The 25,603-nt window shown below is 35.9% G+C and carries 29 protein-coding genes and 1 tRNA gene; 9 read left to right on the top strand and 21 right to left on the bottom strand.

Annotated elements, in window-relative coordinates; all coding sequences use genetic code 11:
- The first annotated feature begins 135 nt into the window (after positions 1–135).
- Complete coding sequence (locus CES88_RS02165; RefSeq protein WP_290730292.1) at positions 136–261, top strand: hypothetical protein; 126 nt, start codon at positions 136–138, stop codon at positions 259–261.
- On the opposite strand, the gene CES88_RS02160 is transcribed toward CES88_RS02165, so the two are convergent.
- Together CES88_RS02160 and CES88_RS02155 are read right to left on the bottom strand one after the other, a co-directional pair.
- Positions 258–785, bottom strand: coding sequence for a hypothetical protein (locus CES88_RS02160; protein WP_290730289.1), 528 nt, complete (start codon positions 783–785; stop codon positions 258–260). The two genes, CES88_RS02165 and CES88_RS02160, sit on opposite strands and share 4 nt — an antisense overlap.
- Positions 782–1,501: an MBL fold metallo-hydrolase gene (locus CES88_RS02155; protein ID WP_290730286.1), complete on the bottom strand. Its 720-nt coding sequence runs from the start codon at positions 1,499–1,501 to the stop codon at positions 782–784. The genes CES88_RS02160 and CES88_RS02155 overlap by 4 nt, the downstream gene beginning before the upstream one ends.
- A 132-nt stretch (positions 1,502–1,633) precedes the next feature.
- On the opposite strand from CES88_RS02155, the gene CES88_RS02150 reads away from it, so the two are divergent.
- Entirely contained in the window at positions 1,634–2,578 is a 945-nt protein-coding gene (locus CES88_RS02150) for a serine protease (protein WP_290730283.1), read from the top strand.
- Between the two features lie 10 nt (positions 2,579–2,588).
- Here the strand turns inward: CES88_RS02150 and hemB are convergent, their stop codons facing one another.
- Together hemB and CES88_RS02140 are read right to left on the bottom strand one after the other, a co-directional pair.
- Positions 2,589–3,566 (bottom strand): porphobilinogen synthase, encoded by a 978-nt coding sequence (gene hemB / locus CES88_RS02145; protein ID WP_290730280.1) that lies wholly within the window; start codon positions 3,564–3,566, stop codon positions 2,589–2,591.
- Positions 3,567–3,568: 2 nt separating this feature from the next.
- On the bottom strand, positions 3,569–4,003 hold the full coding sequence (locus tag CES88_RS02140; protein WP_290730277.1) for a SufE family protein: 435 nt from the start codon (positions 4,001–4,003) through the stop codon (positions 3,569–3,571).
- Between the two features lie 133 nt (positions 4,004–4,136).
- Between CES88_RS02140 and CES88_RS02135 the strand changes: the two genes are divergently transcribed.
- Complete coding sequence (locus CES88_RS02135) at positions 4,137–4,982, top strand: helix-turn-helix transcriptional regulator (RefSeq protein ID WP_290730274.1); 846 nt, start codon at positions 4,137–4,139, stop codon at positions 4,980–4,982.
- Here CES88_RS02135 and CES88_RS02130 read toward each other — a convergent pair.
- Both CES88_RS02130 and CES88_RS02125 read right to left on the bottom strand, forming a co-directional pair.
- Positions 4,975–6,219: a flagellar hook protein FlgE gene (locus CES88_RS02130; protein ID WP_290730271.1), complete on the bottom strand. Its 1,245-nt coding sequence runs from the start codon at positions 6,217–6,219 to the stop codon at positions 4,975–4,977. The genes CES88_RS02135 and CES88_RS02130 overlap by 8 nt on opposite strands.
- A gap of 118 nt (positions 6,220–6,337) precedes the next feature.
- Entirely contained in the window at positions 6,338–6,553 is a 216-nt protein-coding gene (locus CES88_RS02125; protein ID WP_290730269.1) for a hypothetical protein, read from the bottom strand.
- A 333-nt stretch (positions 6,554–6,886) separates the two neighbouring features.
- Between CES88_RS02125 and CES88_RS02120 the strand changes: the two genes are divergently transcribed.
- Both CES88_RS02120 and CES88_RS02115 read left to right on the top strand, forming a co-directional pair.
- The gene (locus CES88_RS02120) at positions 6,887–7,219 is read left to right on the top strand and encodes a hypothetical protein (RefSeq protein ID WP_290730266.1); all 333 of its coding nucleotides are present in this window, start codon (positions 6,887–6,889) and stop codon (positions 7,217–7,219) included.
- Entirely contained in the window at positions 7,219–8,265 is a 1,047-nt protein-coding gene (locus tag CES88_RS02115) for a hypothetical protein (RefSeq protein WP_290730263.1), read from the top strand. The genes CES88_RS02120 and CES88_RS02115 overlap by 1 nt, the downstream gene beginning before the upstream one ends.
- Here the strand turns inward: CES88_RS02115 and ahpF are convergent.
- The 7 genes from ahpF to CES88_RS02080 all read right to left on the bottom strand — a co-directional run bounded on the left by ahpF (position 8,262) and on the right by CES88_RS02080 (position 16,801).
- Positions 8,262–9,806 carry an alkyl hydroperoxide reductase subunit F gene (gene ahpF / locus CES88_RS02110; RefSeq protein WP_290730260.1) on the bottom strand — a complete coding sequence of 515 codons (1,545 nt, stop codon included), beginning with the start codon at positions 9,804–9,806 and terminating at the stop codon, positions 8,262–8,264. The genes CES88_RS02115 and ahpF overlap by 4 nt on opposite strands.
- Before the next feature lie 67 nt (positions 9,807–9,873).
- Positions 9,874–10,440: an alkyl hydroperoxide reductase subunit C gene (gene ahpC / locus CES88_RS02105; protein WP_290730257.1), complete on the bottom strand. Its 567-nt coding sequence runs from the start codon at positions 10,438–10,440 to the stop codon at positions 9,874–9,876.
- Positions 10,441–10,535: 95 nt separating this feature from the next.
- Positions 10,536–13,808, bottom strand: coding sequence for a PAS domain-containing protein (locus CES88_RS02100; protein ID WP_290730254.1), 3,273 nt, complete (start codon positions 13,806–13,808; stop codon positions 10,536–10,538).
- A gap of 109 nt (positions 13,809–13,917) precedes the next feature.
- The gene (locus tag CES88_RS02095; protein WP_290730251.1) at positions 13,918–14,718 is read right to left on the bottom strand and encodes a serine protease; all 801 of its coding nucleotides are present in this window, start codon (positions 14,716–14,718) and stop codon (positions 13,918–13,920) included.
- 317 nt (positions 14,719–15,035) lie between these two features.
- A complete protein-coding gene (locus CES88_RS02090) occupies positions 15,036–15,557 on the bottom strand; it encodes a hypothetical protein (RefSeq protein WP_290730248.1) in 522 nt (173 codons plus the stop codon).
- Between the two features lie 277 nt (positions 15,558–15,834).
- On the bottom strand, positions 15,835–16,041 hold the full coding sequence (locus CES88_RS02085; protein WP_290730245.1) for a hypothetical protein: 207 nt from the start codon (positions 16,039–16,041) through the stop codon (positions 15,835–15,837).
- Positions 16,042–16,408: 367 nt separating this feature from the next.
- Positions 16,409–16,801 (bottom strand): hypothetical protein, encoded by a 393-nt coding sequence (locus CES88_RS02080; RefSeq protein ID WP_290730242.1) that lies wholly within the window; start codon positions 16,799–16,801, stop codon positions 16,409–16,411.
- A gap of 66 nt (positions 16,802–16,867) precedes the next feature.
- Between CES88_RS02080 and CES88_RS02075 the strand changes: the two genes are divergently transcribed.
- The gene (locus tag CES88_RS02075) at positions 16,868–17,092 is read left to right on the top strand and encodes a helix-turn-helix transcriptional regulator (protein ID WP_290730239.1); all 225 of its coding nucleotides are present in this window, start codon (positions 16,868–16,870) and stop codon (positions 17,090–17,092) included.
- On the opposite strand, the gene CES88_RS02070 is transcribed toward CES88_RS02075, so the two are convergent.
- A complete protein-coding gene (locus CES88_RS02070) occupies positions 17,079–17,738 on the bottom strand; it encodes a hypothetical protein (protein ID WP_290730236.1) in 660 nt (219 codons plus the stop codon). The genes CES88_RS02075 and CES88_RS02070 overlap by 14 nt on opposite strands.
- A gap of 164 nt (positions 17,739–17,902) precedes the next feature.
- On the opposite strand from CES88_RS02070, the gene CES88_RS02065 reads away from it, so the two are divergent.
- The 3 genes from CES88_RS02065 (at position 17,903) to CES88_RS02055 (ending at position 19,952) form a co-directional block, all read left to right on the top strand.
- Positions 17,903–18,499, top strand: coding sequence for a hypothetical protein (locus tag CES88_RS02065; RefSeq protein WP_290730233.1), 597 nt, complete (start codon positions 17,903–17,905; stop codon positions 18,497–18,499).
- Between the two features lies 1 nt (position 18,500).
- Positions 18,501–18,671, top strand: a complete 171-nt coding sequence (locus tag CES88_RS02060; protein WP_290730230.1) for a helix-turn-helix domain-containing protein — start codon at positions 18,501–18,503, stop codon at positions 18,669–18,671.
- Between the two features lie 138 nt (positions 18,672–18,809).
- The gene (locus tag CES88_RS02055; protein ID WP_290730227.1) at positions 18,810–19,952 is read left to right on the top strand and encodes a site-specific integrase; all 1,143 of its coding nucleotides are present in this window, start codon (positions 18,810–18,812) and stop codon (positions 19,950–19,952) included.
- A gap of 73 nt (positions 19,953–20,025) precedes the next feature.
- Here CES88_RS02055 and CES88_RS02050 read toward each other — a convergent pair.
- The 7 genes from CES88_RS02050 to CES88_RS02020 all read right to left on the bottom strand — a co-directional run bounded on the left by CES88_RS02050 (position 20,026) and on the right by CES88_RS02020 (position 25,583).
- Positions 20,026–20,109, bottom strand: a tRNA-Leu gene (locus tag CES88_RS02050).
- A gap of 63 nt (positions 20,110–20,172) precedes the next feature.
- Positions 20,173–21,012 (bottom strand): 2Fe-2S iron-sulfur cluster-binding protein, encoded by an 840-nt coding sequence (locus CES88_RS02045; protein WP_290730225.1) that lies wholly within the window; start codon positions 21,010–21,012, stop codon positions 20,173–20,175.
- A gap of 8 nt (positions 21,013–21,020) precedes the next feature.
- Entirely contained in the window at positions 21,021–21,305 is a 285-nt protein-coding gene (locus CES88_RS02040; protein WP_290730222.1) for a polyhydroxyalkanoic acid system family protein, read from the bottom strand.
- Positions 21,306–21,320: 15 nt separating this feature from the next.
- Positions 21,321–21,785: a dUTP diphosphatase gene (gene dut, locus CES88_RS02035; RefSeq protein ID WP_290730219.1), complete on the bottom strand. Its 465-nt coding sequence runs from the start codon at positions 21,783–21,785 to the stop codon at positions 21,321–21,323.
- Between the two features lie 63 nt (positions 21,786–21,848).
- Positions 21,849–23,978: a polyribonucleotide nucleotidyltransferase gene (gene pnp / locus CES88_RS02030; RefSeq protein ID WP_290730216.1), complete on the bottom strand. Its 2,130-nt coding sequence runs from the start codon at positions 23,976–23,978 to the stop codon at positions 21,849–21,851.
- A 212-nt stretch (positions 23,979–24,190) separates the two neighbouring features.
- Positions 24,191–24,469 (bottom strand): 30S ribosomal protein S15, encoded by a 279-nt coding sequence (rpsO, locus tag CES88_RS02025; RefSeq protein WP_290730213.1) that lies wholly within the window; start codon positions 24,467–24,469, stop codon positions 24,191–24,193.
- A gap of 82 nt (positions 24,470–24,551) precedes the next feature.
- A complete protein-coding gene (locus CES88_RS02020) occupies positions 24,552–25,583 on the bottom strand; it encodes an RNA polymerase factor sigma-32 (protein WP_290730210.1) in 1,032 nt (343 codons plus the stop codon).
- Between the last annotated feature and the right edge of the window lie 20 nt (positions 25,584–25,603).

The raw sequence follows: 25,603 nt of genomic DNA, 5'->3' as shown, positions 1-25,603 counted from the left end.
GCCATAATCGCCCTAAAATCGTGGCAAAAGCTGTCAAATACCTACATTTCGCCCAATAATCCTTAACTAAATTGCTCAGACTGTCGAAAAGTTTGAATATACGCTATAATGGAATTGCGTGTAAGAGGAGGCCCAATGGAAATCGTTATTGTCGCTGGAATTATCATGGGATCATTAATTGCTGTTGAAATTAAGAAACGTGAAGAGCAAGAAAAGAGCCGTGTTCCTGTAAAAGTGAAAGCCGATAAAAGAGAATATTAATTCTTAAGACATTTCACCGAACTAAAGAACCCATCAATCATTGGTTTAAATTTTTCGTAATCTGCTTTCTTTACTACACTCTTAATTCTTAGTCCCTTACCAGAGCACTTCATTAAAACTTCTGTTGAATAAACGCTTACCTTTCCTGGCAATACGTAGCGGTATGTATAAATGGCCCTATCTGATTTTAAATCGAGTTTACCAAAAGTAATATCTGTCGCCTTCAGTGTTTTAAGATTAGCTTCTTTCTCTTTCTTAAAGCTACTCAAATTTGAGCTTAACGCTTTAGTAGAAAGAGCGTGCTTTGGTAATTTCTGCATTGGAAAGAGGCCAATACTTGGCCCGTGATGCTTTAGAGTCTTATTCCAAATAAGAAATGGTGTATTCAAGAACTTCGACTTAGCTTCATACTCACTACTGATATCAAAGGAAACTTTTAAAGAAAGCTTTCTCTTTTTTACAGTGTACTCTTTTGCATTTATCCCAATAGAAAATAGAAGAAGAATCAGTGTCATTATTTTCATGAATTAACTTCCTTTCCACACAGTCTATTTGAAGGAAGAGCGATATCAATTTTTGCAGGATATGAAAGGTTTAAATTATCCATAATTTCAGAAAAATCAGAAAGTGTATTTGTTAACTTTAAGCGAGGATTATACTTCTTCTCCTCACCAATTGTTGTCATAAACTCTCCCCCATAATTATGTCCCGGGAAAACTATGGTTTCATCACTTAATGTGAAGAGTTTTTCTCTAACGCTCTTATAAAGTGATTCATTAGAACCTTCTTGAAAGTCCGTACGCCCACAACCTCTAATCAAGAGAGTATCTCCAGAGAAAAGAAAATTATCTACTAGAATTGAAGCCGAACAATTCGTATGTCCCGGCGTTTCTAGAAATTTAAAACTTAAATTCTTGGAAATTTTCACCACCTCTTCATCGTTGAGGCAAGTTGCGGCAGTACAATCTACAAGAGCACGTTGAGAGAGCCCTATCTTGGCCCCTAATTCTTTTGAAAAGCTATAAGCACTTGTCACATGATCTGCGTGTAAGTGGGTCTCAAGAGTCCAATGTATCTTAAGCCCAAGCTCTTTAATAATTCTTAGGTCGCGCTCAAAAGTTTCTTTCACTGGGTCGATAATAAGACCATCTAAACTCTCGTTATCATAAACAATATATGTGTAAGTAGATGACTCTTTTTCAAATAATGGTCTTACTGAAATTTCTTTTGAAAATACCATTTGCAAACTCCGTGAAACCTTAAGTAAAAATCAAGACTTAGCCCTTAGTCAATAAGTTCTCTCGAAGAAAACATTACACATCGCATTGTTTCCATTTTTAGATTCCTCTACACTTCATTCTTCGGAGGATTAATGAATTTAAAGCGCTGCTTTTCCCTATTGATAATGACCTGTGCTCTTCTAACAACTTCTACTTTTGGAGCTCCAAAAGTCGTTTACGGTGAAGACAATCGCGTAGAAAGTCAGGAGTTCTCAGACCAACGCTTTGTAGATGCCTCTGCCTCTGTGGCGGGAATGGTTTGGAGTAAGAATTTAACTCCATCGAAATTTAACTCTGAAGAATTCGACTTCAAACAACTTCCCATGAGACTTTATTATAATGTTTGCAAGGAAGAACCATTTAGTGAACAAGTCACACTTCCAACATGTACTGCTTTTCTCGTTGGCCCCGACCTTCTTCTAACAGCTGGTCACTGTGTGAATGATGAAACTCAATGTAAAGAAAATACTTGGATCTTTGACTACGTGAAGGGAACAAAGACTATCAAAAAAGAAAATACTTATGCGTGCAAGAAAATCATTGATAGAAAACTTGTGACGAGCTCAAAGAGTGTTAAAGATTACGCCCTCATTCAACTCGATAGACCAGTAGAAGAAAGAGAGCCATTAAAAATGAGAATCTCAGGAAGGGTCAAGAGTAAAACTCCCCTCGTTGTCATTGGTCATCCAGTGGGACTTCCAATGAAAATTGCCGACGGTGCAAAGGTGAGTGGAATTAATCTTTCGGACTTTCTCCACCCATTTAGAGCTTTCAAAAAGAGCAAGAATTATTTCATTACTAATACTGATACTTATATGGGAAATAGTGGCTCACCTGTTTTTAATGATAAGACCGGTTTAGTTGAAGGTATACTCATTCAAGGGAAGAAAGATTTCTATTATACGGACAAAGACTGCTTACGCTCTATTCACTACAGTGAAAAATCTAAAGATTCAGATGAGAAAGTTTTCAAAATTTTAAAAGTTGAAAACCTACAATCAGAAATTAAGAAATCTTATCAGAGATCTAATAGATAACCTAAGTTGGTTATCTATTTAAAACGAGTGCGGCTTCTTTTGCGAAGTAAGTGAGAATCATATCGCAGCCCGCTCTTTTAAAGGCCATTAGCATTTCCATCATCACAGCTTCACCATCAATCCAACCACGCTCACTAGCGGCCTTAACCATGGCATACTCTCCGCTCACGTTATAAGCGGCAATTGGAAGAGTTGTATTTGCTCTCATATCACTAATAATATCAAGATAGCTTAGTCCGGGCTTTACCATTAAGATATCGGCCCCTTCTTGCTCGTCTAGAATAGTCTCTCTAATGGCCTCGCGCTTATTTGCATAATCCATTTGATAAGTCTTCTTATCGCCACTCTTAGGTGCTGAGTCTAGAGCATCTCTAAATGGTCCATAGAAAGCTGAAGCGTACTTAGCAGTATAAGACATGATTAAAGTCTCTGTGAAACCTGCATCATCTAAAGCATCTCTAATATATCCTACTCGCCCGTCCATCATATCTGAAGGGCCGATGATATCACTGCCTGCTCTCGCTTGAGAGATTGCCATATTGGCTAAAATTTCTAGAGTTTCATCATTTAAAATTTCACCATTGTCCGCAACAACTCCATCGTGACCATCACTTGAGTAAGGATCCATTGCGACGTCAGTCATAATAAGAATTTCAGGACAAGCTTCTTTCACTGCTCTTATGGCCCTTTGAAAGAGTCCATTATCGTTGTAAGATTCTGTAGCGTACTTATCTTTCTTAGAATCATCTAGCGCTGGAAAGAGAGACACACATGGAATTCCTAAATTCCAAAGTTCAACAACTTCTTTCACTAGTAGATCAACACTTAGTCTCGCTTGACCAGGCATAGAATCAATAGCAATCGACGAGTTCTCCCCCTCGATAACAAAGAGAGGAGCAATGAGGTCATTAGTCGTTAAAATATTTTCTCTAACTAGATTTCGAATACTCTTTGAACTTCTATTTCTTCTTGGTCTATACGTCATCATTACTAGAGTCCTAAGCTAATCTTTGTTTTAAATGCAAGCGCGTACACAGAGATCTGTTTAACCATAGAACTAAGTCCATTCGCGCGACTCATAGAGAGGTGTTGTCTAAGACCAATAGTCTCTAGAAATTCAGGTTTTGTTGCAAGAATCTCATCAGGAGTTGCGTCGGAATAGACACTTAAGAGAAGTGCTATAATTCCTTTAACAATAGAGGCATCACTATCGGCCATGAAAACCACTTTATCACCACGGAGCTCAGCATGTAGCCAGACCTGACTCTGACAACCCTTTACTTTATTTGATTCGAGTCTATGCTCCTCTGGAAGCTCACTCAACTCCTTACCTAGACCTATAATTGCTTTATACTTATCTTCCCAATTAGTGAAATTAGAAAACTTCTCTACTAACGCTTCGACCCTGTTATCAATGGTATTCATGTAAATCCTTAAATTATAGTAATGGGCACTTTCTAACAAAGTTTCACAAAAAAGTCTAAAAGCCGTTGAATTTGTGTGAAATTGTTCTACATTAAAGCATAGGACAAAAGTACCAGAAAAGAGAATAGAAAGTATGAGAATTGACGAATTAAGACTATCTAAAATCATCATGTGCGCGAGAAAGAGAAAGGGAATAACTCAATCAGAAGTTTCATCTATCACTGGGATAACGCAGGGAACACTTTCAAAAATAGAGTCTTTTCAATGCTCAGTCTCAGCTAAACACTGGTTTCTATTAAGTAAAGTTCTCGACATTCCAGCAGACTCAGTGTGGACTGGATTTATAGACAGAGGGATTAAGCCAACTTCTGAAACACAGAAGAACGTTTTTAAATTACCTAAGAAGTACTTCAATCACGCCTATTCTTCAGTTAAAGAAATCATCCCCATCATCAAGTATACCTGTGAAAAACAGGGACAAGATCAATTTGATCTTTTTTTGCAGAAAGTCAAAGTCTCTGACCTTATTTTTGTTGACCTAAATAATAAAATCAATTTTCTCTTCATTTGTGATCTCTTAAATCACTTCTATGGAGACCAATTGTCTGATGATTTATTCAAAGACATCTCCAAGCACTCTAAAGTTGAAGAGTTTCATGGTGTCCATTCTTGTGAATATCAAAAGAAGAATACGAGCTTAAATCTGCTGAAAGTTTTCCTAGAAAATGCTCCTTTCTACCAAGATGCTTATAAGTATAAAATTACAGAAAAATCAAATCAATCTATTCAATTCGAGATGGAGCCAAATGAATTTGCCATGGAGAATATTCTTAAAGTTCAAAATATTCTAATTCCATTTAAGAAAGCCTACTTAGAAGATTTTTCTAGAATTGATGACAGAACTAAACTCGAATTAACTTTAGATAAAAGTACAGATAATGGTGGTGCTAAATTTACTGCGACAACAATGATTATCTAAGACCTATCACGTTCTGAAGTAAACTATCAATTGCACCCATGGCCTGAGAGTTTGCGGAAAAACTTTTCTGAGTCTTCATCATGTCGACAAAATTATCAGTAATATCAACATTAGATTGCTCGATTGCATTTGTTTTAATATCACCTCTACCATTCTTTCCACTCTGTCCTAGAGAAACTTGACCAGAAGTTTGATTTCCAACATAGAGATTTTGACCTATTTTTCTTAACCCCTGCTCATTTGTAAATTTTGCGACGGCAACTTTTCCAAGCTGTCTACTTTCTCCGTTATCATAACGAATGGTCATCGCTCCGCCTTGATCAAAACCAAGTCCTACCACTGAGCCACTAGTGCTTCCATCACGAACATTAGAGCTCACACTTGAGTCAGTTCCAAATTGTGTTGTCGCTACACCCTTACTTGTTAAACTAAAATTAATCGTCTGCTCTTCACCGCCTTTAAATACTGTTGTCGCCTCTAATCCAGAATCATTTTGCATGACTCCCTTTTGATCAAAAGTTACAGTACCTGTTCCGACAAGAACATTTCCTTCAACAGCGGGCTCTAAATCAGAACCTTTTGCCACGGCATTATAAGACCAATTTCCATTAGCCGTTTTTGTAAAATAGAGATTAAGAGATTGCTGCTCACCTTTAGCATCTAGAACCGTGATAGATCTCTCAAAGCTACTAGTCTCTCTAGGGTTTTGCGGATCAAAGACCTTCACATCTTCTCTTGCATCTAAGTTCATCGTAAGACTGACATTAGAAGTTGCCGTTGAGTTCATATTCCCATTGGCCAATTGAAGAGGTGCAACTACATTTGCTTCCTTTCCTTCATCACCATTAAAACCTAGAACCTTATGTCCATCACTTGTCACTAGAAAGCCTTCTTTATCAAAGTGAAAAGAGCCATCTCTTGTATAAGCTTGACCAAAAGGAGTATCAACCGCGAAAAGACCATTTCCATCAATGGCCAAATCAGTAGCAGAATTTGAGTGGGCCAAAGTTCCCTGACTTAAGTCTCTTGTGGAGTTATCCATCACTGCACCAGCACCGACTTGATTTCCTCCGTCAGCTCCCATGGAAGCTGTATTGAGCATCTCTGAAAACTCAGCTCTACTTCCTTTAAAACCATTTGTTCCAGCATTATTAATATTATCACCTACAATTTCCAACTTCTTTCCAAGTTGATTTGAGGTATTACTAGTGATGTTTAGATTTTGAAATAGACTCATGGTCAGGCTCCAGTTGAGAGTACTCTCTAAATATATTTTACAAAAATTAGAAGTTGAAATGTAGCTGGAAAAAATGTTCGACCAAATGAGTCAAACTATGTAATATCGGTAATCTATACTACCAAAGAGAATCGTCATTGAGATCGAGAGTTTTTTCTTTCTTAAAATGATCTCTTAACCTAAAACCCTGACAATCTATACCAGTTTCCCTCTTAACAACTTGAGAAGGAAGGAATTTAGAACTAAACCCATAGAGCTTGCACGCTCTTGGATTTTGAGGGTCCCAAGAGGCCTTATAATGAACACATTTTAAGCATGCTGGTTTTTCACTCATTTCTAACTCCAAATGAATTAAACACCTATCTATAATCTCAGCCTCACTGCTCTCTTTCCATCAGGCATTTATTTCCGAAATTTTTGTCGAAGTTTTAATCACTTCCTTTTGTAATTAATTCACTTGTCTTTTCCCAGACTTAAACCTCATCTAGAATGAACACAGCACTGCCTATAGAGTCAATAAAACTCATGTAAGTGACTAAAAATCGGACAATTTAAGAGAATTAGACACCCTTTCCGTCAAGAAGAATTCTCTAAGTGTTTGAAAGTGTAATTAGAGAATTTGGCATAAATTTAGCAATTATATAAATGAATTTAAATTGGAAGTGAAATGAAAGAAAGCATTCAAAACTCAGCAGATAACCTCGTGATGTTCCCTGCCGCTAAGAATTATCCTGCGACTACTAGTAAAGAAGATCTTATGAAGAACGATCCTCTTGAGGCACTACTAAATGAATTCTCTCACTTACCAAATGAAGATGATATTTATGATGAAGACGAGCTAATTGAAGAAGAAGCACCGATTCAACAAAAGCTAGGTCAATTAGATAGAATACTTCTCATACACTCACAATTAAAACGATTAGAAGATACCACTCAAAGAATGAAGTACTTAATTGATGAAATCGAAGACTTCCTTCCTAAGAAAATAAAGCGCAAGTAGTGGTGAATTATTTTTTAAAATTACTTTTAATTTCTTCTCTGTCCTTTAGCTCATTCGCCTTTGATACAAGTGCAGAGATAGAGTCTCTTAATAAAGAATTTAATTCTTATTCTAAATATCCAATCTTAGTTTTTGATAAAGGCCTCATAAGTTCATTACTTACTGGCGCTAAAGACAATGATATAAATACTATTACATCCTATGTTAAATCAAAGTTTCATTTAATAGTTGATAAATCTGAAGCGGAAACTATTCTCGACTACCACACGGTTTTAAATAATTCGGCGAGCGCTCTTCCTTTTAGAGGAAGAAAATCTGGTGAATATAAATTCTGTGCAGTCTTTCCCTCTGGAGCAAAAACAGATCACAGAGAAGAAGTGAAGAGAATTCTTGGAATCACAAACGAGCTCAACCCTTATCCTGAAAATACGATTGAAAAAGTTATGAACTTACTGAGCTTAAAAGAGCTTAAGCTAGTCTCGCTCTATCACGAGCTCTCTCACTGTATTGATGAAACTTTTGTTCCTGATCAATACTCAACTGAATCACACAGTATTCATATGGCAGAATCATTTGCAGAGAGTTTAGCGATGCTCTTTGTCGCGAAGAGATTTGATTTTAGAAATATTGCTCTTAGAAGAAGTATTCTAAGAGGCCTTTATACAAAGTATATGGGTAAATATATAATCAACGATGAAGATATGATCGTTATGCATCCAAGTGCTAAAGAGATGGGAGTTATTTACTATCTCTCACCGACTCTTATTAGTATCAATGAACTGCTACAAAGCTATTCTTTTAGATCAAATCACTTTAGCACTGAGCAGCTTTCAAAGATGGCCCTAGAAAATATTCGGAACTATTCATTTAACTCAAGAGCATTTGCAGCGATAGTTTACTATTTAAAAAATGGAAGTGATGAAGCACTCACTAAGTATCATGACTTTTCAGTTAGTGCTCCAGATTTATTCTATCCAACTTATCTTAGATTAAGAACAGAAGCTCTCTTTCTAGATGATTTAGACTTCCTCTTAGAGAGCTTCTAAGAGGTCATATTGTCTTCAAAGGCGGCAAGTGCTGCTTTCGCCCCTTCACCCATCGAAATAATTATTTGCTTATAAGGAACTGTTGTCACATCTCCTGCGGCATAGATTCCTTTAACACTAGTTCTACACTTATTATCAATGACGATCTCACCAAACTTATTAGTTTCAATAATATCTTTAACAAAGAAACTATTTGGACTTAGTCCAATTTGAACGAAGACTCCATCTAAGCTTTGCTCATGAAATTCACCACTCTCTCTATTTTCATATTCAAGAGCGACAACCTTCTCTCCATCGCCAACGACTTTAGAAGTTCTTGCGTTTCTAATAATATTTACATTAGAAAGAGACTCTAATTTCTTCACGAGTACTTCATCTGCTTTTAAATCCGGAAGAAACTCAAAGAGAGTCACCGACTTAACGATTCCGGCCAAATCAATTGCGGCTTCAACCCCAGAGTTTCCTCCTCCAATAACAGCAACATCCTTTCCTTTATAATAAGGCCCATCGCAATGAGGACAATAGGCAACTCCACGCCCTGTGTACTCTTTTTCCCCATCAATACCAAGTTCTCTCCACTTGGCTCCAGTAGCGATAATAAGAGATTTTGTTTTTAAAAACTCTCCACTATTAAGTAAAACCTCTTTAACACCATTATTATTAATACTTTTTACAAGTCTGTGTTCAAGAATTTCAATATTATATTCATTCATATGTTCAACAAGTTTTGCCGCAAGTTGTGGACCTTCAGTATAAGAAACAGAGATGAGATTTTCTATCCCCTTCGTATCTTGAACTTGTCCACCTACTTTTTCAGCAATAACAACAGTCTTGAGTCCTTTTCGAGCGGAGTAGATTGCAGCAGAAGCACCAGCAGGCCCCCCTCCAACAACTACGACATCGAACTCTCCAAGGTCCTTATCTTCAGGCGACGAATCTTCTACTCCAAATTTCTCTTCTAACTTTGATAAAAGAGAAGATAGATTAGTTTTCCCAGAACTTATTAATTCGTCCCCAAACATCACACTTGGAACTCCTTGAATTTTGAGTCTTTCAATTTCTTCTTGCTCAAACTCTCCGTCAATCATTTGATGACTGATATTAGAGTTTAGAATCGAAATAAGATTTAGAGACTGAACAACTTCAGGACAGTTTTCACAAGAAAGAGAAATGTAAGTATTAAGCTTAATCTCTCCTTTTATTTTCTTAATCCTTGAAATAATCCCAGCATCAGGAAGTTTTCCCTTTTGATCAGAATTTAATATGGCAAGTATCAGCGAAGTAAACTCATGTCCACCAGGAATTCCCTTAAAAGAAATACCGTTGGCGCTACCATTGTACTTTATAAAGAAAGCTGGCGCAGAAGAAGTCTCCTTAGTTTGACTAACAGATATTCTATCAGAAGTTGAGGCAACCCCCTCAAGCATCTCCACCAACTCGTCTTGCTTCCCATGAGTTGAGTGATAATATACAAGTTCAATATCATTTTCTAGTTTTTCATAAACACTTTTTAACTGATCTAATATCTGTGAGTCTAACATATATATTCCTTTTTATTAGAGATTAATAAAGGGCCACTAAAGCTGTGACCCTAATACTTTCTTAACTCTAAATTTTACCTACAAGATCAAGACCTGGCTTGAGAGTCTCTCCACCTTGTTTCCACTTAGCAGGACAAACCTCATCTGGGTGCTCTGCTATAAACTGAGCGGCTTGAACTTTTCTCATAAGCTCATCAGCATTTCTTCCAATTCCGTTATCATTAACTTCAGCAAGCTTAATTTCTCCTGCAGGGTTGATGAGAAAAGTTCCTCTATAAGCAAGTCCTTCCTCTTCAATATGAACACCAAATGCTCTTGTAAGCTTTCCTGTAGGATCAGCTAACATTGGGTAAGTAACTTTCTTAATAGTTTCAGAAGTGTCGTGCCACGCTTTATGAGTGAAGTGAGTATCGGTAGAAATAGAGTAAACTTCTACACCCATTTTTTGGAACTCAGCGTACCTATCTGCCATATCTCCAAGCTCTGTTGGACAAACAAAAGTAAAGTCAGCAGGGTAGAAAAATAGAATTGACCACTTTCCTAGAAGATCTTTTTCTGTGACCGTTTTGAAGTCTTCATTTTGATAGGCCTGAACACTAAATTCTTGAATTTTTGAATTGATTAAAGTCTGCATATATACTCCTTTATGGTTTGTTGTTAAAAGTAATTTAACACTTGGAGTATATAGATTCTAATATTAATAACTTATCGAGTGATAGATAAAAACTATCAAAACTTTCTAATGAGAACTCTCTTTAATTGATCAATTTTAATGGGTTTACTTAGATAATCTACCATTCCTGCATTCTTACAAGACTCTCTATCTTCTTCAAGAACATTAGCAGTCATTGCAATTATTGGAGGAGCATCAGTAGAGAACTTCCCTATAATTTCGATTGTTGCCTCTACACCATCTTTAACAGGCATTTGCATATCCATCAATACAAGTGAATAGAACTTTGGCCCATTTTTAATAATTAAATCTACCGCTTCTTGACCATTATTTGCTATTTCGCACTCATATCCCATTTTCTTTAAAAGCATTAATGCAATTTTTTGATTAACAAGATTATCCTCAACTAAGAGAATATTATGAGGATATTCACTAGAAAAACTTTCTGAATTATTCAAATGTATTTTTCGATCAATAATTGTTCCTTCATTTTTCTTTCCAATCTTTAAATTGACCTTAAAAGTAAAAGTTGATCCTTTGCCATACTTGCTCTCAAATAAAATTTCTCCTTTCATCAAACTCGCTAATTTTCCACAGATAGAGAGTCCTAATCCAGAGCCTCCGTATTTTCTAGTTGTAGAAGCATCTGCCTGAGAAAAGGATTCAAATAATTTACCTTGAGCATCTTTTTTAATCCCAATGCCACTATCTTTAACAGAGATAGAGAGTTCAAAGTTTTCGTTTGATAGACACTCTCCATCAACATTAATACTAATTGCTCCTTTACTCGTAAACTTTGTAGCATTAGAGAGAAAGTTTACTAGAATTTGTCTAATTCGAGTTATATCACCAATTAAATAATTCGGAACATTCTTACTAATATCAGAAGACAAAGAAATATTCTTTTCGGATGCAATACTCGAAAAGAGATATAACGTTTGCTCTATGCAGTCTCTTAAAGAAAAACTCCTATCTTCTATATGAAGTTTACCTGCATCAATTTTACTAATGTCTAAAATATCGTTGAGAATTGTCATCAAGATATCTCCTGACGACTGAATTGTCTCAATCATTTCGATTTGTTCTTGATTTAGTTTTGTATCAGACAATAAGGAAACCATTCCTAAAATACCATTCATCGGTGTTCTTATTTCATGGGACATATTTGCAAGAAATTGAGACTTTGCTCTAGCAGAACTTTCGGCCTCATCTTTTGCAGAGATTAATTCATTTTTAATATTTATATCTTTTGTGGAGTCCCAATTAACTCCAAGAATCTTTACCGCCATTCCCTCACTATTTCTAATGACATCGGCCTTGGCCTTAATATGTTTAACTTTATTATCAGAAGTCAGAATTCTAAAGCTCGTATCATATTTATCATGATACTTAATAGTGTCTTTAAATTCTTCAAGAGCACCTTTAAGATCATCAGGATGAACAAGTCGAGCAAATATCTCAGTGTTACTTTGATATTTTCCAGCAGAAGTCTCCCAGAGATTGTACATACTTGTATCCCACTCTAGCCTTTCCTCTAAAGGATAATAAGACCAAAGAGCAACACCAGTGCTCTCAAGAATAATATTCCTTTCGTATTCTTTTTCATCTTTCTCTTTTTCTAAATTCAAATAAGCAATCATTTCACTCACTACTTGAATAAGTGGATAGAGATACTCATAGAAAGATAAGTTATATTCAAGCCTATTCCCTCCAATAAGAAGAAATAGAACACTTTTCTTTGATCTATGAATAGGAATTCCTATATATTTAAATTTTCCGACTAAGTTATTTGGGGCTTTCCCATAATCACTAAGGTAATGGTCACTTGAATTGATAATTAATTTATAAATTTCAGAAAGTTTACTTTCAGATTCTTCGACTCTTTCCTTTCCGCATGAATAAATTTCCTGAAACCGGTCTATCTGAGAATCATACTGAACGAGAGAGCCAATTTCTCCCATCGATATATCCATGAAAGTTTCAGAGACATACTCATAGAAACTCTGATGATCGTTTTTAAAAGTAATATACCTCTCTCGAATATTTTCGATAGAGACATCAATCTTCTCTTTCTTCTTTATTTCCGTTATATCAGTATGAGTTCCAATGAACTTAACTGGAACACCTTTAGAGTTACGCTTAGTGATCACTCCCTGATCTAGTATGAAAATCCACTCTCCATTAATATGCTTCATTCTATGAACACTTCTATAGCGCTCACTCTCTCCATCTAAATAATCTCTAATTCTCTTATTAACTTTTGGTAAATCATCCGGATGAATTCTCGACCTCCAGCTCTTAACTGAATGCTTAATATCTCTAAACTCAAGCCCCAACATCTTGGCCCAACGTCTATCATATTTAATGAAGTCCTCTTCTATATTCCATTCCCAAAGCCCAAGGTTAGCACTATCTAAACTTATATCTAGGTAGTTATTTAACTCTTTGAGCCTATTTTCATTAACTTTATAGCTCGTAATATCTTGAAATGTTCCAATAACTCTATCTATTTCATTATCCTCATTTCGAACAGCTCTTCCAACAGATCTAACCCACTTATGATTTCCATAATTGTCTTTAAAGGAGAAAACATCATCAAAAGGCGTGCCATTGGATATACAATTCTCAAGTAATCTCTCTAGCTTCTTTTTCGAAGAGCCTACATAGAATCCGAGACCGTCTATTTTTGAAGTCTGCTTCCCAATTTCTATTCCATGAATTCGATAAACCTCATCCGTCCAAATAACCTCTGATGTTGATAAATTTAACTCCCATCCTCCAGTCAAAGACATTTTCTCAATCTCTTGAAATTGATCCTTAACTTTATGAAGTTCAATATTCTTCTTTCTAAGTGCTAGCAGAGAAATTACATTGGAAGCTAGTGCCTCTAAGCTCTCTATTTGCTTTTCACTTAATTTCTTGGATTTATGATCAATCACACAGAGAGTTCCAAGCTTAAACCCTTCCTCATCAACAAGGGGAACTCCTGCATAAAACTTTACATGTGGGGCACCAGTTAGAAGAGGATTGTCGCAAAACCTCTGATCATCACTAGCATCTTCAACAATCAGAATTTCATCTGATAAAATCGCATGGCCACAATAAGAAATATCCCTTGGAGTCTCTCTCGCCTCCAATCCATGATGAGACTTAAACCACTGTCTCTCTTTATCAATTAAACTAACAAGAGCAATAGGAGTCTCACAAATAGCACTTGCAAGTTTTGTTATTTGATCAAATGATTTCTCTACATCGGTATCTAAGATTTCATACTTTCTTAAAGCTTCAAGGCGTTCGAAATCATTATCTGGAATGGGAGCTTTTTTCATTAATTTCTCTTAATAAGTATTTGATTACTTATCGGGTAAATAGAAAATAACTAAATTTTAAAGAGATAATTTCTAGACAATACCAGACCGTTAAACTTCGTATACTATATTAGTGCTCGCTTTCTAAGCAGGACTCAACGGCTTTAGTAAATTTCTTATGATCTTTAAAGAGCGTGCCACCATTTCTTCTAGCTCCAAAGTAGCACATCCCCTTCGTATGAACTCCAATGACTCTTCCATCTGAATTTCTAATTATTGGAGCCCCTGAGTCCCCTCCAGAGGTTGTTGCATCATATGTAACTGAACTTAGATTCGCGATAAAAGGATAACCTCTCCTATAGTCTGAACTAGTAACATTTCCATAAGAAGACTTTTGAGAAAGATAGGAGTGCTCATCTTGAAAAGATAATCCGTATCCTATTATCTGAATGCTCTCACCTTTTAGTGGCCTAGAATGACTAATTTCTAAATATCCGTATACTTCTCCAGGGTAGAGGCCTGTTACTTGGTTTTTTTCTAGTTTAAAAACCGCGTAGTCATCCCCTGTTTGGCCAAAGTTGTAATTAGCTGTTTTTTTCCGAACTCTATAAGTATCTTCAGCAGAAGAATTAGTAATTTCATCTCCATACGAAGCAGGTAAATTGAACTCCGCCCACTCAAAGTGATCAGAGCAATGACCTGCTGTAACTGCGCATGATTTAGAAATAAGAAATGCTGTACAAGAAGAGTCCTTTTCATTCAAAGTACTTCGAATTCGCATTATTTCACTTCTTTGAGTAAGTTCCCGGTCCCCTCTTTCACACCGACTGGCCAAACTGCTATTAATTAGTAGTGAGGCCTGAAGAATCAATAAGAGAATAGACCTTTTAAGAATTGCTACCAATAATTCATTATTTATAATGACCCTCATAAATCTTCCTTTCAACTCAAAAAACAGTTAAACTATTATCGCAGCGAAAGAGGATCTCTAGGGATCGTTTGTAAATACTAGGTATATGTACAAACTTTATACACTTCCTTTTTACAGCTATTTAATAAGAATTACTTCGATAGCTGTAAAAGCTTATCTAGGCCAAGCTATTCACACTTAGACAATAAGCAATTGAGAATCCTAGCCTTTGCTGAAGTCCAGAACACGAGATTATTTGGAGACGACCTTGGTGAGCTTGCATATTTAAAAATAGTGACAAATTAGAGCCGAAAACAACTTTCTGAGTATTCTTTTATCTAAGAATCTGAGTTATTTAACTTCTTACACTCTTCAATAGCCTTATTCTTGTCCAATAGTGCATAAGTTATATAAAGTTGCTTAGGAACACGTCTAAAGCTGCCATATTCATTTGAGACATTAACGAGACGACCATTTATAACTATTCCACTTATATAGTTACCTTTGGCCATTCCTTCATACTGCTTAGTAGTCTTTACAATATTTTCATTAAAATCAAAGTACATTTTACCTTGTTTCTTACTCAAACCAATACGACAGTTCCACTTTAGATATGGAGTCTTATCTTGCTTAAAGTAACGAGAAGAATGAGGAACAATCTCGTCAACAACAAGAGGAAGGTATTCAGTAAGTGATACAAAATACTCTTTAGACTCATCCTCTCTAGTTGGCATATACTGTTTTAATACTACTGAACTTTGAAACATATCAGTCTTAGAGATTTTATTAATAGTAATATTTACTTTTGAATAACAATGAAACTGAAAAAGAATAATTAGAGTAAATAAAGCTACTTTCATATATCTCACTTAAAAGAAGTCAGATCATAGATTAGCACTAAATAAAAAGAAATCTAACAGGCTCTTTTAGCCTAGCCTATTATGGTTGTTCATGTAAGAAATTAAATGGTGCTCGGAACTGGACTTGAACCTATAACAAAGAAAGAGTAATTAAACATAACAATACATCACTGTAACTAATGATAAACACAGTGCTAATCAACCAACCTTCAATGTTCTTTTATTATGTTTTGTTTTATTTTATTACCTATTTTAGCCCATGATTAGTCCATGACAGCTATTTCGTAGCTTTAATACACTTATAGGAGTTTGTGAAAGATAGAACTCCACCATCTAGACCAAATGCCTTCATCTGAATTAAGTGGTTACTATGGTGACTCGAAATAAAGTTCCATAAAATTGAAGGAGCATTAGGTATAACTTCAAGATAACTATCTTTTCCAATTTCATGCAACTCTACCATTTTCCCCTTACCTCCAGACATGTAAGCCTTGTCGTCTATAATAACAAAGCCTACAGAATGCTCTGCATTGCTATCAGAGTCACCTTCAAACTTAAATTTAGAGGCATTTCTCTTTTTAATTAAAGACGCTGAGCCTTCATAAGAACAGCTGTAAGCAACCTTTTGAACAGAAGCTAAGTAAGCCTTCTCCTTGGCTGAAAACTTCTTTACCGCGTATTATGCACTCCACTGCCCATAATAGAGAAGTTAATCAGTAGAATGTATAGAAATAGAATAATCTTCATATTAGTTCCTTCTATTTAGCTTAAGTAGAGAGAAGTCTCTGAATCTATCAGAACTCTAGGTTCGTTAACCCTAATTATCTCGTTAATACTGTATTAAGGTTTACTCACTTCTTCTTTAATATAAGATATGGGTTATATGCGTTAGAAGGTTCTTCACCAGCTTTATAGAGCTTAATTACTCCAGAAGCACTATGCCTTGTTGTGACATCAACAGACTCATTATCCCAAGATGAACCAATAGAGTAATCTGATAAATCATCAGCACTTAGCTCTAGAAAATAATCATAACCCTTCTCAATAGTTAGTTCGGCATACCTCCTAAGAAGAAACCTCTGGACTCTTGGTAAGCTAGTGTAGCCATTTCCATTAAATCTTACTTTATAGATCGTTTCAGCTAATTGTGTATCATTATACCCACCTGAGAGTGACTGCTTATGATAGCCAGTACTACAAGAAATAAGGCTTAATAATAGTAATAATTGAGTAATTTTCTTCATGTAACGTCCTTAAAATACTACTTATCGTGTGTACTACTAATCGGGGGTAAATGAAAAAATGTTAAGATGAAAACAGAAGAAGATAGATTATTCCTACAAAATCTTGGCAATAAATTAAGAGACATAAGAAATCTTAAGGGTTGGACTTTGGAAGAGACAGAAGATCATGGCTGGCCTTCTTGGAGACATCTTCAAAGAATTGAAACAGGAAAGAATGTGACTCTCCTAACAATCGTCAAACTATCTAAGTTATATAAAATAAAACTAGAAGATATCTTTAAAGGTCTTTAGCTTCCTTATTTATTTTAAGTTTCATTTCTGTGACATACTCCTTAAGAGTGGTATCAGTAAACACCTGTTTCATCTCTTTAATCCTGTCCGTTTGGACTGTATGAAACTTCTCTTGCTTTAAAAAGGTTATCTTTCTCTTAAGCCTAACCTTAAGGTCTCTAGCCCACTGAGAGTCACATTGGGGCTCTTTAGGAATATTCAAGTATGTAAGGTAATCCCTATTACTTGATAGGTGTAATAGCTCTCCTCTAAACCATTCAAAGTTGCTATTTCGTCCTTTTAAATAATCCAATAAAGTATATACACTTAAACAGATACTCATTGGAGTCTCACCATTCCTAAATGTTTCAAAATACTCTTCAACAGATGAGTTATAAACCCTGTTTAATGTATCAAATAACTTTTCTCTAAACTCAAGTTCTTTGGCATTATTCCACTTTTTTAAAATATCACTACTTTTAGAAATTTGCTCTTTAAACTCTCTAATCAGTATTTCAGCTTTATCTAAGTCAAATACTCGGGATTCATAATCGGCCACTAAGGAGTCAGTTACATCTATACTCTTCTCCAGATGTCTTAAAACAGCTTTTTTATTTTTCTGATCTAAATAGACGCCCATAGTCACAATTCCGTGAGAAAAACCCATTATTTTTTTAATTTTGTGCAGCTTATGCAACACGAGCTAATAGATAACAATACCAGAGCAGGTTTACTAGTGCTTTTTCGAAGCTCTTTTAAGGCCTTAACTATTAGTAATTACAGATCATCTATATCCATAGGTTAAGTGATCTGTATTTTAGGAGAAGATTTATGGATTTTAGAAAGATTAGAACAAGAGAGGCAGTTGAATTAATAATGCCTTATGAGAAGCTAAAGAGCGTCTATGACGACATCAACTCAGATCGAAGTGACTCATACAAGAAAACAGTTACAACATTTGAAAATCAATTTTACTCAAAACTTAGAAAAGCAACAAAGTTAAAAGTGTATAGATCATTTTGGATAGGAAACTATTGTTGTGACTTCTATATTCCTTCCCTCAAGTCTTCTATTAAAGCAAAGAAAAATCCTTCAATGGGAGTCGTAATTGAAATTGATGGTTCAATACATAATAGAGAATTTAAAATGAGAAATGATGAGAAGAAAATTAATGAATTTTTCAATTATAATATAATAGTTACTGCAATAGATAATTCAGACGTAAACAAAACCCACATTAACGAACTACTTATAAAACAATTATCTACACTTCCAAGACATGATTCTAGAGCAATTAAAAGAAATATGAGAAATATTTTTCTTATTACAGTTTTCAAATGTTTAGAGAAAGATGAGATATTTGAAAAGTTCCCTCTTCTGAATATTAACACTTACCATCAAATCTTAAACTTAATTGAAGGAAGATAAAATGAGAAAGCTACTAAAAGTGAAAGAAGTTGCTGAAATCTTAAATACATCAGAGGCACATGTTAGAGGATTAGTATTTTACAGGAAAATTCCATTCTCAAAAGTCGGCCGATCAATTCGTTTTAGACCAGAAAAAATCGAAAACTGGTTAAGTACTAATTCAAATGAATAGAGAGTAATAAAAAATGAACTTTACTAAATTAATTGTTTCAAATTCAACAAACTTATATTTCAATAGGAACGCTCTTTCACATTCAAATAAAGCAAGACGAATAAAAGAACATAAAAGGTCTAATTAAACGGAGTTTTTATGGAAAAGATTGTTCAAAAAAATGGAACGAAATATAGAGAAAGTATCTATATTAACGGCTCTAGAGAGCGAAGTCCTTTGTTTACAAGAAAGTCAGATGCTAAGACATGGAAAGCACAGAAGACTATTGAGAAAGATAGTATCAAACTATTTGGTCAACAAAGAGTGTCCAAAGCAAATATAAGCTTTAATGATTATGCTGATGAGTGGTTTAGTGAGGTTCAGCAATCTAGCAGGACAATAAGAACAATAGAAATCTATGAAGGAATCCTAAGAAATCATATTCGCCCATTCTTCAAAGAGTTTAAACTCAAAGAAATAAAAGAAGAAGATGCTATGGCTTTTATCTATAAACTTAGGGAAAAAGGTAATAATGCAAAAGGGAGGAACAATATAATTGGTGTCTTTAAAACAATGTTAGCAAATGCAAAAAAGAAGTCATATATAATGAACTCTCCTGCCGAATATCTTCCTAAAGAAAAAGGAGAACTAAGGCCTACCAACTTCTTATCTAAAGAAGAGGGAAACTTATTCTTAGAGGCAAACAAGCATAATGAGTATATTCATTTGTTTAAAGTAGCAATAGGAACAGGCATGAGACTTGGTGAGCTTTGTGGTCTAAAGTGGGACAGAGTAGACTTTGAGAATGATCAAATTACAGTTTCAAGAACAAGAGATAAAAATGGAATTAGGGATAATACTAAAGGAGGAAGGGCTAGGATAATACCAATGACTCCTACAGTTAGATCAACACTTGAAAAGCTTAAATTCAGCTCGAAAGTGCAATCCATTGGTGGATATGTCTTCACAACTTTAAGCGGTGTAGAAATCCCCTACGGTCACTTCTATAGAAAAATGAAGAAAGCACTAAACAATGCTGGAATAGAGAGAAAAGTACGGTTTCACGACTTAAGGCATACGTTTGCAAGTCACTTCATGATGAATGGTGGAGACATATTTAGCCTCCAAAAAATTATGGGCCATACTGATATAGATGTAACTCAACGATACGCTCACTTAAGTAAAGATCATCTTAGAAAGTCTATTCAATATATGGGCCTAGTAAGTGATAAAAAAGAAATTAGCCCATTTTTAGCCCATAATATACCTACGAACAATATAACTGATGTCAGAAATGGATAGGGAGTTAGATAAGAATCTATTTTTATTGGCAAAAAAAAACAACTTCAAAGAGTTGTTCATGTAAGAAATTAAATGGTGCTCGGAACTGGACTTGAACCAGCACGTCTTGCGACACACGCCCCTCAAGCGTGCGTGTCTACCATTCCACCACCCGAGCAGAGAAACTGAAAGTAAAAGATAAGTGAAAATGAGTAATTTGGCAACGCTCAAACGAAGAAAATTAGTCCTTTTTCTTTCTAAAGCTCTTTCTCTCAGGATTTTCTCTTAGTGGACGCTCTTCTGATGCTACAGGAGCAGCTGCTTTTTCAATGACTCTTGGAGCCGTCTCTTCCCTATCTCTCTTCGCCGCAGGTCTTGAGCAGAAGTTAGCATCTTCTTGTTGTTCAGATTTTTTTACAGGAAATTTATCTTTATTTGTTTTGTCCTTAAGAGAGTCATTAAATGATCTTGGAGAAATTTTTTCAAATTGCTCTCTCTTAAGTCTTCTCTCAGTGGCCTCTGCGCGAAGCTTAGCATCTCTTTCATGGTCAATATGATCTGTCCTAAACTCTTTAGGTCTCTTTCCACCACCAAATCTCTTTACTGGCTGATCTTTTTCCTTTTCCCAGTGCTTATGCCAATCCTGTCCATCGACTTTCTTTTGTTCGTAACGCTCTTGACGCTCTTTTAAAATTTCGTCAACCTCTTCTCTCTTTCTAACTCTTGGTCCTGACTTCTTTGCACTAGCGAAGGCCGCTGTTTTATTCTTTAATCTTCTCTCATCTTCTTTCTTATCGTGAGCAGAAATATCTATTGTGACATCACCAGTTACAAAAGTTTGGCAAGAGAGTCTCTCTTTCGTTATATGAAAGACATTCCCCATCAGTTGAAGTTCGTTAAATTCAGGAGGATTCACATTATCTTCACCTGTAACAACTTTAACAGCACAATCTGTACAAGTAGCGTGCCCACCACATGACGACTTAATATAATGCCCATTATCTTTCAAGTTCTCTAATAGAGATTTCTTTTCATTAATTACTATTTTTTCACCTGATGGCATTAGCGTCGCTGTATACATACTTTCCTCTAAACGTTTTTTTCTAATTTCTTTTCTATAGTTCCTAAGATTTTCTTCTTAAGAGGTTTTAGAATGAGAGACAACTTGAGAGAAACATCACATCTATCTTCTTCAAATTGAAGATCTAGTGTGAATCCTTTTCCAGTTGCTTTCATACTATGTGCCGCTTCGTTATATTCGATCTCGGCCTTCACATTAAACTTATCTACGTATTCTGGCGTAATCTGAGCTTTCGCTAATTCATATGCCTCGGTCTTACTTGTAGCCTTATTATAGTTTACAGACAAATCCATTTTTCACTCCCTGAATTATTTCTTACCTGTAGAGCCGAATCCTCCGTGCCCTCTGTCGGTTTCTGATAAAATTTCTGTTTCTACTAGTGTAGCCTGAGTTACAGGAGCAATCACCATCTGAGCAATTCTGTCCCCATGTTCGATTACAGCATCTTCATCACCAAAATTTCCGATGATTATCTTTATCTCTCCGCGGTAGTCACAGTCAATCGTCCCTGGACTGTTTACAATCAATAAATTTGTTTTAAGACTCATTCCAGATCTTGGACGAACTTGAACCTCATAACCCTCTGGAATTTCGTAACTCAGTCCCGTTGGAACAAGAACTCTCTTTCCTGGAGAGATTGTCATATTCTCTTTACCAGGCATTGAAGCTCTAAGATCAGCACCTGCTGCTCCTGCTGTTTCGTATTTTGGAAGTGGAAGATCGTTATCAAAGTGCTCTAGCTTTAAAACTTTGAGTTCAATTGTCTGAACCATTGTGATTTCTCCAATAAAAAGGGGACGTATTACGTCCCCTAGTTATACTTAAATAATTTTAAATTACTTATCTGCTTTCTTCTCTACTGGCTTAACGGCCTTTGCTGAAAGTTTAAGTCTCCCCATTCTATCAACTTCGATAACTTTAACAGAAACTTTATCACCTTCACTTAAGTACTCGCTAACATCCTTAACTCTATCATCAGCAAGTTCAGAAATATGAACGAGCCCAGATACGCCAGGAATAATATCAACGAATGCACCGTATTCTTTAATTGTTACAACAACCGCTTCGTAAACAGTTCCGACTTCTGGACCATTGATTTGGAGATCAATTGAAGCAACACAATTATTTAGAACTTCAGTATCAGCACCAAGAACTTTAACAAGACCTTCTTCAGTGATTTCAACAGTTACATCGAAGTCTTCTTGAAGTTTCTTGATATTCTTTCCACCAGGACCAATTAGAGCACCGATCTTGTCAGTTGGAATATTTGTTGTAACGATTCTTGGAACACCGTCTTTAAATTCTGCTCTCTTAGTAGAAATAGTCTTCGCCATTTCTCCAAGAATATGAAGTCTACCTTCTTTCGCTTGCTCAATTGATTTCTCAACGATCTCACGAGTAAGACCCGTAATCTTAATATCCATCTGAATTGCAGTAATACCATCAGCAGTACCAGCAACTTTAAAGTCCATATCACCAAGGTGATCTTCGTCACCAAGAATATCTGTAAGAACTTTAAATCTCTCACCATCAGTAATAAGTCCCATCGCAATACCTGCAACTGGATTAGTGATAGGAACACCAGCATCCATAAGTGCCATTGAAGCTGAACATACAGAACCCATTGAAGAAGAACCATTTGATTCCATAACTTCACAAACGATTCTTGTAGTATAAGCAAAGTCTTCTTGCGAAGGCATTACTGCTTTTACTGCTCTTTCAGCAAGGTTTCCGTGACCAAGTTCACGACGTCCAACACCTCTAACTCCTCTTGCCTCACCTACTGAAAAAGGAGGGAAGTTGTAGTGTAGGTAGAATTTTTGGAAATCAGTTCCTCTAATTGAATCTTCCATTTTCTCACCGTGCTTACCACCAATAGTAACCGCGGCCATTACTTGAGTTTCACCTCTAGTAAAGAGTGAAGAACCGTGAACATTTGCAAGAAGGTTAGTTTCAGTTTCGATTTCTCTAACCTGAGTCATCCCTCTTCCAGCGATACGTTTTTCTTCATTGAGAATATCTGCTCTCATCATTTCGTAGAGAAGCTCATCAACACCTTTGTAAGCTTCTTTTCCAAAGCTATGAGCTTCAGTTAATCCGAATGCCTCTGGAGAAGCTGCCATTGCTGCTTTAACTTCTTTTTCAAGAGCTCTCGTCGCCGCTTGTCTCTCCATTTTATCATCAGTAGAAATACAAGTTCTAGCTGTTGAAGCAAAGTCACTTCTCATTTTTGCCATCATAGTTTCATTAGCAGCTGAAGAGATGAATTCTCTCTTAGGCTTACCAATTTCACTTCTCATTTGTTCCATGAGTTTTACATATTCTTTAATGTGATCGTGACCAAAGTAGATAGCTTCAAGAACATCTTTTTCTGGAACGATTTTAGCTTCACCTTCAACCATAAGAATTGCATCTGAAGATGCGGCAACTACGATTTCAAGATCAGATTTTTCCCACTCTGTCTGTGCAGGGTTAAGCACTAGCTTTCCGTCAATTCTACCAACTTTACAAGTTCCAATTGGGCCATTGAATGGGATATCAGAAATAGTAAGGGCAGCAGATGCTCCAAGAGCAGCTAAAACTTCAGCATCACCTTCTTCACCGTATGAAAGCACTGTACAAGAAACAACAGTGTCAAACATATATCCTGAAGGAAATAATGGTCTTAGAGGTCTATCAATAAGACGTGCGTTTAGTGTTTCAGAAGTTGCTGGTCTACCTTCTCTTTTTAAGAATCCACCAACGAACTTTCCTGCTGCGTAGAATTTTTCAGTATATTCTACTAGTAGAGGAAAGAAGTCTTGCCCATCTTTAACTTCGTGAGCAGAACAAACAGTAACAAGAACCTGAGTTCCATTACAGCTAACAAGTACAGATCCATCAGCTTGCTTTGCAAGACGACCTGTTTCAACAGTGACTTCTTTGCCACCATAGTTCAACGAATAAACTTTCTTATCGTTTAACATAATTTCTCCTTACCAATTAACGCCTGTTAATTAGCTTTTAAATGTGAAGGATTTCAATAAAGAGGGAATTTAAAAGATATTTCAAATTTTGATTCTTAATAGCGCCAATATTTCAAATATCCTCTAACTTCCTTGCGCTTTATTTCCATCCAGGGTTTTCTATATTTTAAGCCTAAAAAAAGAAAAGGGGAACAAATAGTTCCCCTCTTTCATTACTTTCTTAAACCAAGCTTTTTAATTAGCGATTGGTATTGGTCAGCATTTTTCCTTTGAACATACTTCAAAAGGGCCTTTCTTTGACCAATCATTTTAAGAAGACCACGGTTTGAGTGGTAATCGTGAATGTGCTTGTCAAAGTGCGACTTAAGACCATTGATATTGTGAGTAAGTAGTGCAACTTGTACAGCAGCATTACCAGAATCTTTCTCACCCTTACCAAATTCTGTTCCAAATTCAGCAACTAGATTTTTCTTTTCTTCAGTTGTAAGCATAAAATCTCCAAATCACCTAAAACCAAGTAGCAATGTTATTATTGAAACCGAGTCGAAGGATATATAAACTTATTGGCGCAATTTATCTGATAAACTCAGACATGTAAACCTTTAAATTCTTTAGGAGTCGCTCTTCTATCTGCCGAATACGTTCTCTTGACACACCGTATTCATCAGCAATATTTTGAAGCGATGGAGGAACCTCGCTAAGTAGTCGTTTTTTAAAGATATCTCTATCCCTTTCTTTAAGGCCAGAGACAAAGTCTTTTAAGTTATCTTGCAATAACTCCAACCCTTGGGCGTCTGCAATTTTTTCAGAGATATCACCCTCACCCTCATCTTCTAAAAGATCCGATAAGACCCCAGAGCTACTATCGTGACCCAGTGGAGTATCTAAGCTAAGCTCGCTACCTGAACTAGATAATCTCTGATCCATCAAAGCGACCGCTTTTTCGGAGACTCCAAGATTTTCTGAGAGCAATTTATGACCAGGCTCTATTCCTTGTTTTGCTAATTTATCTTTTTCTTTTAAAAGATTGTAAAAGAGTTTCTTCTGTTCGTTGGTTGTTCCAATTTTCACTAGACGAAAGTTATCTAAAATATATTTTAAGATATAGGATTTAATCCACCAGCTCGCGTAGTAAGAAAGCTTAGCGCCTTTATCAGGATCGTATTTTGAAACGGCTTTCATTAAACCAATATTTCCCTCTTGAATAAGATCCATGACATTTTGAAAAGAGCTTCTATACTCCATGGCAATTTTTACGACGAGTCTAAGATTTGCGGCCACAAGTTTCTTGGCCACTTCAATATCGCCAGTTTCAACTAATCTCTTCGTCAACTCCTGCTCTTCTTCAATCGTTAGAAGATCATACTTTGCAATTTCTTTTAAATAGGCGCTTAATGGATCTCCAACTTTTGAATCATAGCGAACAATATCAGAGCCCGGCGTGATTACGGGAAGATATTCTCTAGATTCTGAAGTTGGAGAAGTAAGGCTTATTTCGATATCTGCAAGAGTCTTTCTGTCGGATTCGCTAAGGAGATCCTCAGTATCAAGAACTTCAATTGAAGAAGGAGATTTTTGAATATCGTCTTGGTTTTTCTTTGTCATATTTTCGCTATTTAAGTTTT

The sequence above is a fragment of the Halobacteriovorax sp. JY17 genome (genome assembly GCF_002753895.1).
Lineage (GTDB): Bacteria > Bdellovibrionota > Bacteriovoracia > Bacteriovoracales > Bacteriovoracaceae > Halobacteriovorax.
This window is presented reverse-complemented; position numbering and strand designations above follow the sequence as displayed.

What these genes read in the sequence shown, in the direction of transcription:
- CES88_RS02165 (WP_290730292.1), top strand. Translation starts at nt 136, where the DNA reads ATGGAAATCGTTATTGTCGCTGGAATTATCATGGGATCATTAATTGCT.
- CES88_RS02160 (WP_290730289.1), bottom strand. Translation starts at nt 785, where the DNA reads ATGAAAATAATGACACTGATTCTTCTTCTATTTTCTATTGGGATAAAT.
- CES88_RS02155 (WP_290730286.1), bottom strand. Translation starts at nt 1,501, where the DNA reads ATGGTATTTTCAAAAGAAATTTCAGTAAGACCATTATTTGAAAAAGAG.
- CES88_RS02150 (WP_290730283.1), top strand. Translation starts at nt 1,634, where the DNA reads ATGAATTTAAAGCGCTGCTTTTCCCTATTGATAATGACCTGTGCTCTT.
- hemB (WP_290730280.1), bottom strand. Translation starts at nt 3,566, where the DNA reads ATGATGACGTATAGACCAAGAAGAAATAGAAGTTCAAAGAGTATTCGA.
- CES88_RS02140 (WP_290730277.1), bottom strand. Translation starts at nt 4,003, where the DNA reads ATGAATACCATTGATAACAGGGTCGAAGCGTTAGTAGAGAAGTTTTCT.
- CES88_RS02135 (WP_290730274.1), top strand. Translation starts at nt 4,137, where the DNA reads ATGAGAATTGACGAATTAAGACTATCTAAAATCATCATGTGCGCGAGA.
- CES88_RS02130 (WP_290730271.1), bottom strand. Translation starts at nt 6,219, where the DNA reads ATGAGTCTATTTCAAAATCTAAACATCACTAGTAATACCTCAAATCAA.
- CES88_RS02125 (WP_290730269.1), bottom strand. Translation starts at nt 6,553, where the DNA reads ATGAGTGAAAAACCAGCATGCTTAAAATGTGTTCATTATAAGGCCTCT.
- CES88_RS02120 (WP_290730266.1), top strand. Translation starts at nt 6,887, where the DNA reads ATGAAAGAAAGCATTCAAAACTCAGCAGATAACCTCGTGATGTTCCCT.
- ahpF (WP_290730260.1), bottom strand. Translation starts at nt 9,806, where the DNA reads ATGTTAGACTCACAGATATTAGATCAGTTAAAAAGTGTTTATGAAAAA.
- ahpC (WP_290730257.1), bottom strand. Translation starts at nt 10,440, where the DNA reads ATGCAGACTTTAATCAATTCAAAAATTCAAGAATTTAGTGTTCAGGCC.
- CES88_RS02100 (WP_290730254.1), bottom strand. Translation starts at nt 13,808, where the DNA reads ATGAAAAAAGCTCCCATTCCAGATAATGATTTCGAACGCCTTGAAGCT.
- CES88_RS02095 (WP_290730251.1), bottom strand. Translation starts at nt 14,718, where the DNA reads ATGAGGGTCATTATAAATAATGAATTATTGGTAGCAATTCTTAAAAGG.
- CES88_RS02090 (WP_290730248.1), bottom strand. Translation starts at nt 15,557, where the DNA reads ATGAAAGTAGCTTTATTTACTCTAATTATTCTTTTTCAGTTTCATTGT.
- CES88_RS02085 (WP_290730245.1), bottom strand. Translation starts at nt 16,041, where the DNA reads ATGTCTGGAGGTAAGGGGAAAATGGTAGAGTTGCATGAAATTGGAAAA.
- CES88_RS02080 (WP_290730242.1), bottom strand. Translation starts at nt 16,801, where the DNA reads ATGAAGAAAATTACTCAATTATTACTATTATTAAGCCTTATTTCTTGT.
- CES88_RS02075 (WP_290730239.1), top strand. Translation starts at nt 16,868, where the DNA reads ATGAAAACAGAAGAAGATAGATTATTCCTACAAAATCTTGGCAATAAA.
- CES88_RS02070 (WP_290730236.1), bottom strand. Translation starts at nt 17,738, where the DNA reads ATGGGTTTTTCTCACGGAATTGTGACTATGGGCGTCTATTTAGATCAG.
- CES88_RS02065 (WP_290730233.1), top strand. Translation starts at nt 17,903, where the DNA reads ATGGATTTTAGAAAGATTAGAACAAGAGAGGCAGTTGAATTAATAATG.
- CES88_RS02060 (WP_290730230.1), top strand. Translation starts at nt 18,501, where the DNA reads ATGAGAAAGCTACTAAAAGTGAAAGAAGTTGCTGAAATCTTAAATACA.
- CES88_RS02055 (WP_290730227.1), top strand. Translation starts at nt 18,810, where the DNA reads ATGGAAAAGATTGTTCAAAAAAATGGAACGAAATATAGAGAAAGTATC.
- CES88_RS02045 (WP_290730225.1), bottom strand. Translation starts at nt 21,012, where the DNA reads ATGTATACAGCGACGCTAATGCCATCAGGTGAAAAAATAGTAATTAAT.
- CES88_RS02040 (WP_290730222.1), bottom strand. Translation starts at nt 21,305, where the DNA reads ATGGATTTGTCTGTAAACTATAATAAGGCTACAAGTAAGACCGAGGCA.
- dut (WP_290730219.1), bottom strand. Translation starts at nt 21,785, where the DNA reads ATGGTTCAGACAATTGAACTCAAAGTTTTAAAGCTAGAGCACTTTGAT.
- pnp (WP_290730216.1), bottom strand. Translation starts at nt 23,978, where the DNA reads ATGTTAAACGATAAGAAAGTTTATTCGTTGAACTATGGTGGCAAAGAA.
- rpsO (WP_290730213.1), bottom strand. Translation starts at nt 24,469, where the DNA reads ATGCTTACAACTGAAGAAAAGAAAAATCTAGTTGCTGAATTTGGAACA.
- CES88_RS02020 (WP_290730210.1), bottom strand. Translation starts at nt 25,583, where the DNA reads ATGACAAAGAAAAACCAAGACGATATTCAAAAATCTCCTTCTTCAATT.